The sequence below is a fragment of the Corynebacterium sp. HMSC22B11 genome, from assembly GCF_001815965.1.
In the GTDB taxonomy this organism is placed as follows: domain Bacteria; phylum Actinomycetota; class Actinomycetes; order Mycobacteriales; family Mycobacteriaceae; genus Corynebacterium.
The window spans coordinates 24,305-38,217 of the sequence record NZ_KV823508.1; the positions used below are offsets into that span (position 1 = coordinate 24,305).

Genomic DNA, 13,913 nt, shown 5'->3' on the forward strand with positions numbered 1-13,913 from the left:
AGGAGCGGGGTGGTGCCGGGGGTCCGCCGGCACCGCAACGCCGTCGGTTAGTTCAGAGCGAAAGCTTCCTTGACCTCGACGCGACGCTTGTGCTCGACGAAGAAGCTCAGCAGCGGAACCACACCGGCGAGGATGGTGGTCAGCCACTTACTGGGCTCCCAGCGTGCCTTGGTGCCCAGATCCAGGCAGGTGATGCAGTAGAGCATGAAGAAGATGCCGTGGGCCGGGCCGATATAGGAGAACCAGGCTGGGGTGTTATCGCTGCCCAGGATCAAGTACTTGAAGGTCATCTCAACGACCAACACGAGCAGCCAGATACCGGTGGCGATCGCCATGACCGAGTACCACTTCAGGGCCTTTGCGACCCGCTGCTGGCGTGCCGGGTGGATCTGGGCGCCCGCTGGCTGGGGCGAGGCTGGCTGCGTCATCTCAAGTTCTTCCTCTACGGTTGGGGTGGATTATCGGGAATCGGGCGTGCGGGCGCTAACCCTCGTTGGCCTGGCGCTTCCTTCGTTCTTCCTGGGCCGGTAGCGGTGCCGAGCGGGCATCCCGCCTGCGGTGATCCTCGAAAACCTCCGCGGTCTCGGATTCCCTCGTTGCGCTGGGGGCCAGGAAGTCTTCCGGGACCTCGGTGAGCTGGTCTTCCGCGTATTTTTCGACGGCGGCCTCGTCGTCGCCGAGTAGGCGCTCCCGCTCGTATTCGATGTACTTGCGGTAGGTGACGATAAGGAAGATGCCGAAGATCGGCCACTGGAGCGCATAGCCCAAGTTCTGGAAGGAGCCGCTGGTGGATTGCCAGCGTTCATATTGCCACCACGCGAGTAGCAGCGTGGCGATGACGCCGAGTGCGAGAAAGATGATCTGCACAATGCGCACGCGCAGGGGAAAGGGCTCCTGCGGATCCTGGTTTTCGCGCGATTCCTTCACAACTCCCGAGTCTACCCACGGCGGGGGCGAATCCAAATGACCGCCGGATGAGAAAATCCGGCGGTCACGAGGGGAAATACGAAGGGGAAATTATGGTGCCCCAACGTGGAGGAAACTGTAACCGCGTTCACGGCGCTGAAATCGTTGATTTCTCAGGGATGTAGCGAAGGGTACGATGTTGAAGATTTGGGTCCATCCACGCCGCGGACCGATGTTCGGGGCCCAGTCGTGACGCCGATTGGGACGGCTGTAACCCCTGTCACCCCGGAGATGATCGAGAGTATGGTTTCGGCATATGAATCGGGAGCCCCGTTGATTTCGATTGCTCGCGAGCACCGGCTAGGTAAGGAGAAGGTAAGGGATCTCTTGAAGGATGCTGGTGTTCGGATCCGTCGACAGGGTCTAGACGATGAGCAGGTGGCTAATGCTGTTCGAAGGTATAGGGAGGGTTTCACCACTCGTGAGATTGCCCGCGAGTTAGGCGTGGGGCACTCAATGGTATGGCGGGGACTCAAGGAGGCTGGAGTAAAACTGCGTTCTCAATTTCAACGCCCAAGATCGAAGTGACCTAAAGCGAGCGAGTGTAAGCAAAACCTCTGGCCTGACGCATCGCACAACTGCACAAAATACTGCACTTCTACGCCTGAGAAGTATCGGACGTCGCCGCACTTGAGCGCAGGCGTCCAAATGCTTGAAATCTCACCGAAACCGCGTGATTCTGGTCCCCATTCTGGTCGCCCTCGGGCCCGAGATGGTGCCTACGCATTAACCTGCTCGCCAGCGACGCTCGGAGAAGAGTTGTCGTTGAGCGACGATCTCACGTGCAGCAAACGCAGGCAGCTCTAGCTGCTCCACGTCAACATTCTCGATCCAAGCTGTGCATTGCGCAGGAGAGAGTGAGGGATCCAGTACAAACTCCGCAATCGCGCGAGTAGTAGCCCTTGACAACCCAACCGAAATGAAGGACATGTCGGTTGGCCGTGGCACTCCCAGTTCAAGCATCATCTCGATATCGACGGCATCCGCATCGATCTGTCGACCAAGTTCTCCCGCCGCTTGCGCCACGACGTCGGCGTAGCAGGAAAGGTACCTTGGCGCCTCAAAACGCGCGATGTCCTCTACGTCCGCCATCACCTTACGAATCAGGCCCGGATAGGAGACTTCTAGGCCTTGATCGCGTCGCCACCTCGCGCGGTTGTCGATAATGACACTAAGAGGCACACCTCTCATCCAGTGAACGATGAGGCGCGCAAGCGACAAGCGACGAGACTCAGGCTCGAACGACCCACCCAGGTGCTCAGCTACATAGTCCAGCGCGGTCTTGTACTCATCGAAAGCATCATCGCTAGTTGGAGGAACGAGAGCAAGTTCCTCGGGGTGACCGTTTGCCAATACGGCGTCCAAGAGGCGCTGCATCGACATCGGACTGATGCCTGCATGTTTCTTCACGAGGTCTGGGCGAAGCCGCAGCGTTGGCGTCACGCGCTCAAGTGCCTCAGCGATCCGGTCGGTCTCCTCCGCCCTCAAGGAGACACCATGAAGCCCAACCAGATTTCCGTCAGATATGAAGCGCCCAACAAGCCAGTTGAAGGCTGATTCGAGTTCCGGAGGCGTCTCGCGATCAGCCTTGTGCGCGCCACGGTCGATGTACTCGATTACGCTAGCTACGTTGGACAGCGTCGTAGTCGCCGCGGGCACGATCGATGACCGCTCTCGCCTCCCGGGCTTCTCAGGCCAGGCCTTCGCATCTGATGTATCAACGCAGAATATGTTCCCCTGGAACTCAGTGCCCCATCTACCAGCTCTTCCGGCCAGGTTCCAAAAGTCTGGCATGGGCATATGCATCCTGGGCCCCTTGCGCGGAGCGCGTAGGAAGAGGTTTCGGCACGGCAGGTTCACTCCCTCAAGAAGGGTGGAAGTGCATACGAGGTATCTGATTTCTCCTCGCTTGAATAACTCCTCAACCTTCGCCTTGAGCACGAGAGGCATGTCACCGTAGTGGAAGGCGACACCCCGCCTGGCGAACTCGGCGAGTTGAAACCTCTCGTGCACGACGCCTTTGGAAAAGTCGACCAACTCCTGGACAGCATCCGACTCTATCGCGAGGTCTTCGCCTAGAGCATCGAATATGGTTCTCGCAAACTTCTCCGCTTCAGCCGGTCCGTTCGCAAAGACAAGGTTCCCTGTGGAGTCGCCCCCAATCGCGGCAGCGATGAGAGGAACTTTCTGCCCAACACCATCTGGAGCGAGGGGTAGTTCTATCTGACCAACCTCCCGTTCCTTACCTTCGTACACGAGTGAGAGCGCATAGCGGCGCGGCTTCCGACGGACCTGGTTGATGAAGACGAGGTTCTGATTCACCGTCACGGTCTCGCCGACGAGTGCGGCTTTGCGATCCTGCGAAGATGCTGGATCCAGGAGTATGTCGGGGTTGGCTGACAAAGGACTCGCAAACACTAACCGAACAGTTGGGTCCCGGCGAAGGGCTTCGTCTAGCACCTGCGTTAGCAGTATCCCGCGAGTGCCATCAGCGATCTTTTGCGCTTCGTCTACAAAGATCACCGATGGTGAAAACTGCGGCAACCGCTGATGCAGCAGGTGAAGACGCTCTTGCGTGAGAACGAACACCTGTCGTTCGAAGCCAGTAATTTCAGGGTCCCACGGGAGGGTGTGAACCCCGACGCTGTCATCCAGTTTGGATCGAAAGACCTCGCTAACCTCCTCCACGAGGGCTCTGGTAGGCGCTATGTACACAAGTCGTGCAGGCGTCGATCCTCGCAGTTCGGAGAACATCCACTCGCGGATGATGTACGACTTACCTGCGGATGTCGGCGCAGATACACTCACCCAGTCATTGGCAGAAGCGAGCTCCCAGAACGCTTTTTGAAAAGGGTTGACGTCGATAACGTCGCCTCTCGGCAGCGTTACCGTTAGCTCGGCGCGACGGCCTAGCGCGTCAAGGACAAGTGTCGATGAGTTTGCTTCGATCGACGCGATGATGCTCTCGTCACGGTCTCGTGCCAAATCGATTGCTGGCTGATTCCCCACACGATCTAGGAGAAGAATGGCGGCGGCTCGCTGCTCATCGCTGCTGTGGCGCGACCTCAGGCATCCTTGCGCAACACGCAGCACGGCATCCTGAGCAACCTCATTCGCCTCTGGCGTTAGCGCACTCGCACACACCAAAAGAAAAGCCCAGTCCGGCTCGCGCGTGGGAGACGCGGATTCGTCCAGAAAAGGCACATCCGCCTGTACCGAACTGACCGCGATTTCCTCCAGTCCAGCTCGGAACCGGCTGAGGGCGAGCACCCGGTCCGACAACTGACTCATGGCTTGACCTCAATCCGAAGCTCAGTCTTGATTGCCTTTCGAAATTCCTCGACGGACGGCATTGGAAAGAAGAACACCTCGATAGCATGCTTAGTCAGGGAACGATTCTCAAGGCGCGTCTTTGTGGATTGCGCCCAACTACTGAGGACTTCGTCCAGTTCAGCCTTAAGAGATGCTTCCTCACGAGGAAGACTTGGATAGTTTTCATGAACGAACCCAATAAGGCAGGCGCCACGCATCTCGACATTCGCAGAGAGGAGCGATCGGTCGTTGAAGTACTCGAGCAGACGAGCCGTTACCTCCGCGTTTCCAGTGTCGGCGTAGTGTCTGATCAGGAAGACGTCTTGCTCGTGAGCGGTGCCAGCCAGATAAGGCGCGATGCTATCCATGCAATCCGTCATCGCTTTAGCAACCGACTCATAGAGCTTTGCTTCACCCCAATAAACAGCTAGATCCCCGTTATCAAGGAGCTTCGCATGGACTCCGTCAGCCCCGTGGTACTGCATCTCGGTACTCGTCTTTAGAGACATCTTGCTAAGAACCTGCGGTATCTGGAGTCCTTTTTCAAGCAACGCATATAAAAGGAGTTCTGCACCCTCCCCGGTCTTGACCTGGGTCTGAGTGAACAGGCGTGACGCTTCGTTAGCTAGGCGAGTAATCTCTGGAATCTGCCTATCCGGAGATAGTTGTCTGGCCTTTTCAATTTCCGTCCGAGGAATGCAGTAGTTAACGATCTGATTCGCAAGCTGCTGCGCCAGCGTCTTGAGGCGAGGGGTTCCCAAAGGGTCACTTCGGAGAAAATGACAGCGGACAATCGAACGCGTGCCTTCAACAGCGATTGGTTCGCCGTAAGTGACTAACGAACTCTCTACTTCGTCCCAGCCACCCCGCACGAGCCGTTGAACAGCCTCGATCAACGGGACTTGTTCGTCAATGGTAGTCTGACCCGCCTCGCTAGTCATGCGGTAAGCCGATCTTGCTCCGGGCGGACGACGCGACGACCAGCGCTCTAACGTCCCACGATTCGTGTCTGTTCATAATCGACCTCTTCAGCTGAGGGTCGAGTGGACCGACGACCCGGTTCAAACTGTCATGGCACGAATTTTACCGTACTGCTATGGCAGATACCCTTCGACACGCAGACCGTCATGTTGGAAGGCGCCGCAATTCGTGTGCTGCCGAGAACCATTGCGTTACCGAAGCGACCTTGCAGACCCTGACGTGTGGTGCGGGCGGCCGCTCCGATGGTGGATGAGGAGCACGACGCTCCAGGGGCCGAAGAGAAGGAACTTCAACGCATTCCACAGCATGAGGACGAACATGAGGTAGAGCCATTTGCTCCAGCCCTGCTCAATGAGCCCAATGCAGGTGACTGCGATCAGCAGGTAGACGACGCCGAGGAGCATGGAGGGGATCCCCCATTTGAGACCGCGCCGGGTGCGCAGCTTGTCGAGAAGGATGTTCGTCGGCATCCACCTGCGGAGGAAGATGCGGGTGTGGATGCTGGCGTTCCAAAGCCGGTTCAGGAGCATGATGTGGGCCTCACTTTCGCACGCAGGACTATCGCGGTGTGGCTGGTCCTGAGTGGTTCAGTACCCGAGATCATTCCCGGACGGTCTGCCTCACCCCAGCTTGCGGGGATCGGCGCGTGGTTGCTCCTGCCAACATCAGGATACGGCGAGCCCCGGCAAGAAGGAATACCCCCAAGGTCCTGGCGGGCTGTGCCTAGAGCGTCCGCCCGCCCGGTCGCTGCGCGGCTTCTTGAGTTCTCTCAACGGTGTCGTTTCGGTGTCTGGCGAGTGCGGTTTGGGTGCGTTCGTAGTCGATGCGTTGCGCATCATCGGCAGGTATCGGCCCGAGGGCGCTTGTTGAGGTGATGCCCCAACGGTCACGGTATGCGACGACCGCACGGACCACGTCGCGCTGCACTTGCTGGTCCCGCTTGGCGAGTGTGCTCAGCCACGGTGCGGGCTGCTCGATTGCGGCCTGGGTGAGAGTATCGATGCGTTGCTCCACGAGGCGCTCACGCTCGTTCAATGCCCGCAGCATCGCAGGGTCGCTAATGCCCGTAGCTCGCGGTACGAGCCCCGCGATGAGCCCCGCCTCGCTCCTCGACGAGGGTGGGTAGGTACTGGCGATCTTTTGGATCCGGTACCGAAGCAGTGACCCGAGGTCCTCCACGCCGTCGAGGTTCCCAGCCTGCACGATCTGTGGCAGAAGTTGCGCGATGTCGTGGCCCGCGGCCTCGAGGCGACGCAGTTCAGTGGTGAGGATTCCAAACGACTCAGTCTCCACAAGCTCATCGATGACATCGACGCTCAGGCCTCCGCGCTCGAGCAGGACGGTCCAGCGATGTTGCTGAGCTTCTTGTGCGATGGCGTCGTATTCAGCGGCAAGCTGCGCGAGCGATCCCCACGCTTCTTGCTCGGCAGTGATGGTGTCGTGAGCGGATTGTTCCGCCCCGACGTGTTGCAGGATGCCATAAAGGATGCTCCTGGCGGTCACCTGAAGGTCGTCGCGGTGCTGGTGCTCTTCGAGGTGGTGCTGATCGGTGGCGATATAGGCGCGGTTTGATTCCCGGCCGCGACTCATCGCGACGTAGAACGATTCACGAGTCATCTCAGGCGACGACACAATCGCATGCGCCGTCGTCACGGTCGAGCCCTGCGCACGATGCGCAGTGATCGCGTAGCCGAGGTTCTGTAAACGCACCTACCTCTCACACGAGAAGGAAGGCGGGCCGGAGCATGGGCCAAAACGAGCAGCAAGAGCAGACCACGGAGCCATTGCGGGCGGTGGTGTACGTCCGCATCAGTGACGACCCCGAGGGCACCGAACGCGGCGTGGATCGGCAGGAGTCGGACTGCCGAGCCTACGCCGCCGCCCACGGGTGGGAAGTCGCAGCGGTGTTTCGTGAGAATGACACGTCGGCGTTCAAGCAGCGCACGATCACGCTCCCGTCTGGTGAGCGGGTGCGGCGGGTGATCCCTCCTCAGTTCCGCGCCATGCTCACACACCTCACCGACGGTCACGCGCAGGTGATGGTCGCCTACGACTTGGATCGTGCGGTGCGCGACCCGCGCGACTTGGAAGACCTCATCGATGCGAAGGTGCTCGGCGGGTTCACCGTCCGCTCAGTCACCGGCTCACTTCGGTTGGATACGGACTCTGACGTGGCGATGGCCAGGGTGCTGGTGGCGATGGCGAACAAGTCGTCCGCTGACACTGCCCGCCGTGTCGCACGGGCGGCGAAACAGCAGGCAATCGAGGGTGCCTGGCACGGCGGCAGGGTGCCATTCGGATACCGCGCCGAGGCAGGCGCGCTTGTGACCGATCCGGTGACGGGGCCGCTGGTAGTCGAGATGTATCAGCGGGTGCTGGCCGGTGACTCGCTCTATCGCATTCGCAAGGACTGGAATGCGCGCGGCATCCTCACCACCCACGGGTGCGCCTGGTCAGATCGGACACTCAAGATGGTGCTCTACAACCCCTCCAACAAGGGTGTGCGCGAGTATCGGCCCGTCATGCCGGACGGGAGTCGCGCGAAGACCTCGAAAATGCAAGTGAAAGCGGCGTGGCCCGCGCTCGTGGATGAGGACACCTGGCAGCAAGTCTCCGATGTGCTCGACGCGAGGAAGCAAGCGCGGAGCTTCCACCAACCCGGCACCGGGGCGGCGAAGCGCATGTATCCCTTCTCGGGGCTGATCCGCTGTTCGAAGTGCGGGACGGCGATGATTCACCGGGGCGGCGTGTACCAGTGCATCCAGCCCACGCGGGGCGGGTGTCACCGTTCGATCCGTTCTGCCGAAATCGAGAGGCTCGTGGAAGAGGCTGTGCTGGCGACGTTCGAGCAGATCACTCTCCACCCCAAAGAACGCCAACGATCCAGCGGCGACCTTGTGGCGCGAGTCGGGCTCACAGCGATGCTCGACGCGGACCGGGAGCGCCTGGCCAGGCTTGATGACGACTACTACGACGGGCTGATCGATAAAGCGATGTGGGTGCGGCAGCGCGCGAGGATCGCGGAGCGGATCGAGGCGACCCGCCGCGAGTACACCGCCGCCATGCCTGAGCACGCTGGGTCGAGCATCGACGTCACTACGGTTGCGACCGAATGGGAGGGCCGCACCCCGATGTGGCAGTACCAAGCGGCGAGCCTCATTCTCCAAGCCGTACTCGTGCACGCGCTCCCGCAGGGCATGAACGGTGCGACCCCGGCCCGTCGCCGTAACGAGAGCGTCGAAGCGTTCCATGTGCGTCGTGCTGCGTACCGTGCCGAAGTCCTCTCGCACCGGGTCGAGTTCATCTGGCGCGCATAAGCCGGATCGTGCGTGATTGGCCCCGCCCCTGGCAGCAAAGCAGATTAGGGGGCGGGGCCGTTGCCTTTCTCAGCGACAGCCGGGCTCATGGGGCGTGGCGTGGTGCAGAGCTCGCGCAGTTCGGCCAGCACCGCAGGATCGGCCACCACGGTGGTGAAGCCCTGCGCACTACGGGAGGCGGCGGCGAGCCGCGCGCCGAGCGTGGCAGCAGACGACGGAACAGGGGCGGCGGCGGGGATGGCGGTGTGGGTGTTCATACCGTTAGGTGCGGAGCCCCGCCCCCAGATTCATCGTGGGTTGTGCTTGTCGGGATGGGCGGCGCGGATCGCATCCATCAGCGCCTCGTCGTCGCGCAGAGCGTCCACCGTTTCGCCGCGCAGTAATCGCAGCAGCACACCGTCACCGACCGGGGTACCAGCATGTTTCCGGTCGGGATGCCCGAGCACGATCCGCAACAAGGTCGACCACGAGCGGGGCGGCAGACCGAGCAGCACCGGGATCGTGCGGTCGCGGCGCAGTACCTCGACCCCGCGCTGACGCGAGGACAGATCAGCGAGCCGGTAGACCACATGCTCAACGCACTCGGCAACGAGCGCAGTATCCCAGCCCGCCGAGACGAATAGCGCGACCGTCGCAGACAGCAGCGCGGCCACTCGTGCCTCATGCTCGTTCTCGTCCGCGTCGTCGTCGTTGTGTGTGAATGCGGGGTGATAGTCGGCCAAGCGCTCTCGCTCGGCGAACCGCACAGCATCATGAAACCCGACGATCCGAGCGGTGTGACGCACCTTGTTGGCAGAGGTCAGCATTCCTGCGGCACGAGTCTCCGCGTGACAAGTGATCTGCACGGCACGGGTGACCACGGCCCACGGGTTGTCCGCGTTCCGCGTCGAGGGAGCGAGCATAACCTCGAACGCGGCAGAGGCGACCTCCCAGGCGTCCAGTCCGTGCTTACGCGCGAGTGGCCGGTACTTCGTAGCGGTGTACCGCATAAGTTCTGATGCTTCACGGTCACCCCGCCAGGCGCCCGGCCCGGACTCATGTAACCGGACAAGGAGGGCCCGCAGTCCATGCGGGCTCTCGAATTCGTGGCAGAATGAATCTGCTGGGGCCGCGGCATCGATGCTCGCGGCTGGTGTGCTGTGCTCGTCCACGGTGACGCCTCCCACAAGGGAGGTGCGACAGCGGAACCCGCGACCGGTTTTTCAATCCCAGCGTTATCAGGCGGGTAGTGCCCTGGGTGGGCGACAAGTATGTGAGCGTGATCTGCGGACTTGTTCGCTCTGCGACGCAGAGGATCGCCTCCGACCCCTTGGGAATGGATTGCGCTAGAAGGCGCTGATCTGGACACCGTCTCCGCTGTGAGCAGATTCGGCTGCGGGCTCGGGGGCGGGGGCTTTATCATGAAGCATGGTTGAAACGCCCACGGCTGCGAGCCCGATCAGCCCCAAAAGCACTGATGCCGATGGTGAATCCAGGGTTCCCGAATCCCGCGAACCCCTGTGGCGGCACATGCTCGGTGAATCGCTGAGAGAGCGGCGGACAGATAGCGGTGAGACCTTAAACGAGGTGGCCGCGCGCGCGGGGGTATCGCCGCAGTATCTTTCCGAGATCGAGCGGGGGCTGAAGGAACCTTCGAGCGAGATTATCGCTGCGGTTGGAGGCGCATTAGGGATCACGCTGCTTGATCTCACCTTGGATGTTGCTCGGTCCCTCGCGATGACGAGTGACACACAGGTCGAGATTTCGGTATCGCAGTCGTTCTTTGCGCTTGCTGCCTGATCCCGTGTCTGTGAGCCAGCCATCCTGCTATCACCGTTGCGCGATCACATGGTCAAGAAGTCCGTAATCGCGGGCGGTGCTCGCGGTGAACACCCGATCATGGTCGGTGTCCGCGCGGAGCGTTTCGATGCTCTGGCCCGTGTGGTGCGCGAGTACGCCCTCGATGTCGGAGCGTAGTCTGATGACTTCATCGGCTTGCAAGATGAGATCGGGGATCGTCCCTCGGCCTTGCGCGGCTGGCTGGTGGAGCACGATCCGTGCGTGCGGCAGCGCCGCACGTTTCCCTGGTGCGCCAGCGGCGAGAAGCACTGCTCCGACGGATACCGCTTGCCCGACACATGTTGTGGCGACATTAGGCTTGATGAACTTCATCGTGTCGTAAATGGCGAGCATAGCGCTCGGGTCGCCGCCCTCGCAGTTGATGTAGAGCTGGATGTCACTATCAGGACTGTCTGCTTCGAGGTACAGCAGTTGTGCGATGAGGGCGTTGGCGACTCCCGCGTCGATCCCGGTTCCTAAGTAGACGACACGCTCGGTGAGCAGGTGGGAATACACGTCCATGATGCGTTCACCACGAGGATGTTGCGCGATGACATTGGGAATGGTGTAGCTGCTCATCGGCTTGACCCCTTCGGCTCGGAAGTGAACCCGGTCACCGTCTGGCGTTGCTGGGGCCGGTAGTCGTCGAAGGAACCCACGATGGTGTCGATGAAGCCGTACTCGCGGGCCTGCAAAGCTGAGTACCAGTGGTCGTGCAAGGAGTCTTCAAAGATGCGTTCGACCGGTTGTCCGGTGTCCTCCGCGATCAACCCGAGAACGGTATCGCGCGTGTGGCGGAGGTCGTCCGCTTGTAACGCGATGTCCACAGCGGCACCGCCGATTCCGGCCGAGCCCTGGTGCATGAGTACGCGGGCGTGTGGGAACGCCTTCCGTTTGCCTTTGGTGCCCGCGGAGAGCAGGAACTGTCCGGCGCTGTATGCGATACCGAAAACGAGCGTTGAAACGTCGTTGGGGATCGTGTTCATGACGTCACGTATCGCGAGCATCGCCGGTACCGATCCGCCAGGAGAATGAATCCACAGTGCGATATCGGCTGACGAGTCAATCGAGGCAAGGCTGATGAGTTGTGTTGCGAGCAAGGTGCCGTTGTCGTCATCGAGCGGCCCATCGAGGACGAGCACCCTTCGCTCGTACAGTTCGCGTCTTACGGATTCGGTGAACAGTGGCTGTTTCGGGGAATCGCTCATGCTTCAATCGTCGCTCTCAGCGCAGCAGCGCGTTGAGGTATCTGCTGTTGGCAGAGCTGCCCACAGCAGAGAGGCACCGGTGCCAGATCGGACTACACGGCTGCAGCTTTCTGTCGATCTACCTGACGGCAGGCTTCGTTGTTAGCCGAGGCGTGCCGTCAGCATGGGGTACAGGGTTGCCAGGAGAAGAATCGCCATGAGGATGTTGAACATGCGCCTGTTCTGAGCGCGCTGGAGCCAACCTCGAACACTTGATCCGAACAGCGCCCACAACGCAACGCTCGGCGCGTTGACCAGCGCGTAAATGATGGCGACGACCGCTACCTGCACCACGGTTGCCCCGGCTGGGAGGTAGTTCGCGGACGCTCCTACTGCCATCACCCATGCTTTCGGGTTCACCCACTGAAACGCGGCGGCGCCAAGGAATCCGAGGGGTCTCCGGCGCGTTCCGCTGTCGGACGGTGCGGGGGCTGTGGCGATCTGCCAGGCGAGCCAAACGAGATACAGCGCCCCAACGATCCGTACCCCGGTGTAGAGGGGCGGGTACGCGGTGAACAGTTCGGCAAAACCGAGCCCGACTCCGAATACCATCACTCCGAATCCGATGCTGATCCCGGCGAGGTGCGGGAGCGTCTTGGCGAAGCCGAAATTGACCCCGGAGGCGAGGAGCATCAGGTTGTTCGGTCCAGGAGTGATCGAAGTGACCAGAGCATAGAACCCCAGAGCGAGGAGCGTGTCAGTATTCATCCGGGGACAGCCCCCGGCAGGGAGGGCGCAGGATTGGATCTTTCACACACACTGCGAGTGTGACACTCATCGGCTCAATGCGGCAGGTGTCCTAGTACACTTGACTTCCGATGAGTACACGATCGACCTGGCACCCGTGGATCGAGGACGGTGGCACAGCAGCCCTCCACGAGAGACTCGCGGGAGCACTTGAGAGCGACATTCTCCGTGGCGAGATTGCCCCCGGGGCGCGCCTGCCTGCACATCGTGATCTAGCCCGGCGGTTGGGTATATCGGTGGGCACGGTAACGCGTGCCTACATGAACCTTGAACGCCGAGGGCTGGTTACTGGCGAACATGGACGGGGCACATTCGTTGCTGCGCCGGACTGTCCACGCGACGGGACTGAGCTCATAGACCTGTCTGTCAACGTTCCGCCGCCGATGCTTGCCGCCCGAAAGCTGGCAAGCACGTTGACAGCCCTGCCTCAGCTTGTATCAACGACCGACCTCTCGACCTACTCCGACCCACTCGGCATGCTGCGTCATCGACAGGCGATCGCCACTTGGTTGAGCACCCAGGGCATGCCGGTTACGGCTGAACGAGTGCTGATTACACATGGCGCACAACATGCTCTCGCTGTCGCCTTCGCTGCTGCAGGTGAGCCCAGAGGGGTCGTGATCACTGAAGCACATACCTATCCAGGAGCCCTTGAGTCGGTCCGGCAAACCGGGAAACAACTCATCTCCGTACGCACTGATGACCACGGAGTGATCCCTGACGTGCTCGCAGACGTGCTGAGATCAACTCAGGACGCACCTTCTCGGATCGTGTATCTGACACCAACTCTGCACAACCCGTTCGGCTACGTCATGGATCAACGACGACGGACCAGCATCGTCGACGTGTGCCGCAAGTATGATGCCACCATCATTGAAGACGATGTCTACTCGGTGTTCCGAGCCGCCCAGACAACACCGTTGGCAACGCTCGCCCCCGAAAGAACCTGGTACGTCAACGGCTTCTCCAAGAGCCTAAGTCCAGGCCTCCGAGTCGGTACCCTCGTCTCTCCCGAAAACAACCAGCTCCAGGGACGTGCCGTCCTCCAAGCAACGACCCTGGGGGTCAGCCCGTTAATGGCTGAACTTGTCGCGCGATGGATCTCTGACGGCACCGCCGCCGATATCGCTATCGCGTTGCGCGCCGAATCCGAAGAACGGCTCGACCTCGCCGGGTCGATGCTCGCCGACCGTATCCCGTTTCTTCCCTCTGGCGGCTTCCACCTCTGGCTCCCGATGCCCAGGGCCCAAGCAGAGGAAACCGCGCACCTGGCAGCGCGCGAAGGCATACTCGTCACGCCTCCGACAGCAACGCTCACTGATCCGTCGAGTGAAGAATCGGGTCTCCGTGTGTGCATCGGCCGCCCCGATCCTCGGCAACTCGAACGCGGGCTCGCGCGGCTCAAACGCCTCATTGAGACGATGCCCTAAAGAGGAAGGCCACAGAGGCACGCAAGGTGGAAGCATCCGAACGATCGAGAGCCCAGCGGGTTGGGTCCTCGTCTCCCGCGTCGCAGTTCACGAGC

14 protein-coding genes are annotated in these 13,913 nt (G+C 60.9%); 3 read left to right on the forward strand and 11 right to left on the reverse strand.

The window, feature by feature from the left end; genetic code table 11:
• Positions 1–47 precede the first annotated feature (47 nt).
• The 6 genes from HMPREF3088_RS07665 to HMPREF3088_RS07690 all read right to left on the reverse strand — a co-directional run bounded on the left by HMPREF3088_RS07665 (position 48) and on the right by HMPREF3088_RS07690 (position 6,876).
• Complete coding sequence (locus tag HMPREF3088_RS07665) at positions 48–428, reverse strand: DUF3817 domain-containing protein (protein WP_070759174.1); 381 nt, start codon at positions 426–428, stop codon at positions 48–50.
• Positions 429–483: 55 nt separating this feature from the next.
• Entirely contained in the window at positions 484–927 is a 444-nt protein-coding gene (locus tag HMPREF3088_RS07670) for a hypothetical protein (protein ID WP_012360708.1), read from the reverse strand.
• Between the two features lie 765 nt (positions 928–1,692).
• On the reverse strand, positions 1,693–4,257 hold the full coding sequence (locus tag HMPREF3088_RS07675) for a DEAD/DEAH box helicase (protein WP_070759175.1): 2,565 nt from the start codon (positions 4,255–4,257) through the stop codon (positions 1,693–1,695).
• A complete protein-coding gene (locus tag HMPREF3088_RS07680; RefSeq protein ID WP_070759176.1) occupies positions 4,254–5,219 on the reverse strand; it encodes a HamA C-terminal domain-containing protein in 966 nt (321 codons plus the stop codon). The genes HMPREF3088_RS07675 and HMPREF3088_RS07680 overlap by 4 nt, the downstream gene beginning before the upstream one ends.
• Positions 5,220–5,450: 231 nt before the next feature.
• Entirely contained in the window at positions 5,451–5,789 is a 339-nt protein-coding gene (locus tag HMPREF3088_RS07685; protein ID WP_070759177.1) for a sulfate permease, read from the reverse strand.
• Positions 5,790–5,982: 193 nt separating this feature from the next.
• Complete coding sequence (locus HMPREF3088_RS07690) at positions 5,983–6,876, reverse strand: hypothetical protein (RefSeq protein ID WP_141759454.1); 894 nt, start codon at positions 6,874–6,876, stop codon at positions 5,983–5,985.
• Positions 6,877–7,004: 128 nt separating this feature from the next.
• On the opposite strand from HMPREF3088_RS07690, the gene HMPREF3088_RS07695 reads away from it, so the two are divergent.
• On the forward strand, positions 7,005–8,576 hold the full coding sequence (locus HMPREF3088_RS07695) for a recombinase family protein (protein ID WP_070759179.1): 1,572 nt from the start codon (positions 7,005–7,007) through the stop codon (positions 8,574–8,576).
• 44 nt (positions 8,577–8,620) lie between these two features.
• Here the strand turns inward: HMPREF3088_RS07695 and HMPREF3088_RS07700 are convergent, their stop codons facing one another.
• Entirely contained in the window at positions 8,621–8,833 is a 213-nt protein-coding gene (locus HMPREF3088_RS07700; RefSeq protein ID WP_034375397.1) for a hypothetical protein, read from the reverse strand.
• A gap of 30 nt (positions 8,834–8,863) precedes the next feature.
• Positions 8,864–9,565: an exopolyphosphatase gene (locus HMPREF3088_RS07705; RefSeq protein ID WP_227909757.1), complete on the reverse strand. Its 702-nt coding sequence runs from the start codon at positions 9,563–9,565 to the stop codon at positions 8,864–8,866.
• Positions 9,566–10,085: 520 nt separating this feature from the next.
• Between HMPREF3088_RS07705 and HMPREF3088_RS07710 the strand changes: the two genes are divergently transcribed.
• Positions 10,086–10,355 (forward strand): helix-turn-helix domain-containing protein, encoded by a 270-nt coding sequence (locus HMPREF3088_RS07710; RefSeq protein WP_102239633.1) that lies wholly within the window; start codon positions 10,086–10,088, stop codon positions 10,353–10,355.
• 30 nt (positions 10,356–10,385) lie between these two features.
• Here HMPREF3088_RS07710 and HMPREF3088_RS07715 read toward each other — a convergent pair whose 3' ends face one another.
• The 3 genes from HMPREF3088_RS07715 to HMPREF3088_RS07725 all read right to left on the reverse strand — a co-directional run bounded on the left by HMPREF3088_RS07715 (position 10,386) and on the right by HMPREF3088_RS07725 (position 12,349).
• A complete protein-coding gene (locus HMPREF3088_RS07715; protein ID WP_034375306.1) occupies positions 10,386–10,973 on the reverse strand; it encodes a ClpP family protease in 588 nt (195 codons plus the stop codon).
• Positions 10,970–11,602, reverse strand: coding sequence for a ClpP family protease (locus HMPREF3088_RS07720; protein WP_034375303.1), 633 nt, complete (start codon positions 11,600–11,602; stop codon positions 10,970–10,972). Before HMPREF3088_RS07720 ends, HMPREF3088_RS07715 begins: the two co-directional genes overlap by 4 nt.
• Before the next feature lie 141 nt (positions 11,603–11,743).
• A complete protein-coding gene (locus HMPREF3088_RS07725; protein WP_034375299.1) occupies positions 11,744–12,349 on the reverse strand; it encodes a LysE family translocator in 606 nt (201 codons plus the stop codon).
• Positions 12,350–12,459: 110 nt separating this feature from the next.
• On the opposite strand from HMPREF3088_RS07725, the gene HMPREF3088_RS07730 reads away from it, so the two are divergent.
• Positions 12,460–13,818, forward strand: coding sequence for an aminotransferase-like domain-containing protein (locus tag HMPREF3088_RS07730; protein WP_034375297.1), 1,359 nt, complete (start codon positions 12,460–12,462; stop codon positions 13,816–13,818).
• Positions 13,819–13,913: the final 95 nt, after the last annotated feature.

Coding starts and splice junctions, on each gene's coding strand:
- HMPREF3088_RS07665 (WP_070759174.1), bottom strand. CDS start 428: ATGACGCAGCCAGCCTCGCCCCAGCCAGCGGGCGCCCAGATCCACCCG.
- HMPREF3088_RS07675 (WP_070759175.1), bottom strand. CDS start 4,257: ATGAGTCAGTTGTCGGACCGGGTGCTCGCCCTCAGCCGGTTCCGAGCT.
- HMPREF3088_RS07680 (WP_070759176.1), bottom strand. CDS start 5,219: ATGACTAGCGAGGCGGGTCAGACTACCATTGACGAACAAGTCCCGTTG.
- HMPREF3088_RS07685 (WP_070759177.1), bottom strand. CDS start 5,789: ATGCTCCTGAACCGGCTTTGGAACGCCAGCATCCACACCCGCATCTTC.
- HMPREF3088_RS07690 (WP_141759454.1), bottom strand. CDS start 6,876: ATGACTCGTGAATCGTTCTACGTCGCGATGAGTCGCGGCCGGGAATCA.
- HMPREF3088_RS07695 (WP_070759179.1), top strand. CDS start 7,005: ATGGGCCAAAACGAGCAGCAAGAGCAGACCACGGAGCCATTGCGGGCG.
- HMPREF3088_RS07700 (WP_034375397.1), bottom strand. CDS start 8,833: ATGAACACCCACACCGCCATCCCCGCCGCCGCCCCTGTTCCGTCGTCT.
- HMPREF3088_RS07705 (WP_227909757.1), bottom strand. CDS start 9,565: ATGCGGTACACCGCTACGAAGTACCGGCCACTCGCGCGTAAGCACGGA.
- HMPREF3088_RS07710 (WP_102239633.1), top strand. CDS start 10,086: ATGCTCGGTGAATCGCTGAGAGAGCGGCGGACAGATAGCGGTGAGACC.
- HMPREF3088_RS07715 (WP_034375306.1), bottom strand. CDS start 10,973: ATGAGCAGCTACACCATTCCCAATGTCATCGCGCAACATCCTCGTGGT.
- HMPREF3088_RS07720 (WP_034375303.1), bottom strand. CDS start 11,602: ATGAGCGATTCCCCGAAACAGCCACTGTTCACCGAATCCGTAAGACGC.
- HMPREF3088_RS07725 (WP_034375299.1), bottom strand. CDS start 12,349: ATGAATACTGACACGCTCCTCGCTCTGGGGTTCTATGCTCTGGTCACT.
- HMPREF3088_RS07730 (WP_034375297.1), top strand. CDS start 12,460: ATGAGTACACGATCGACCTGGCACCCGTGGATCGAGGACGGTGGCACA.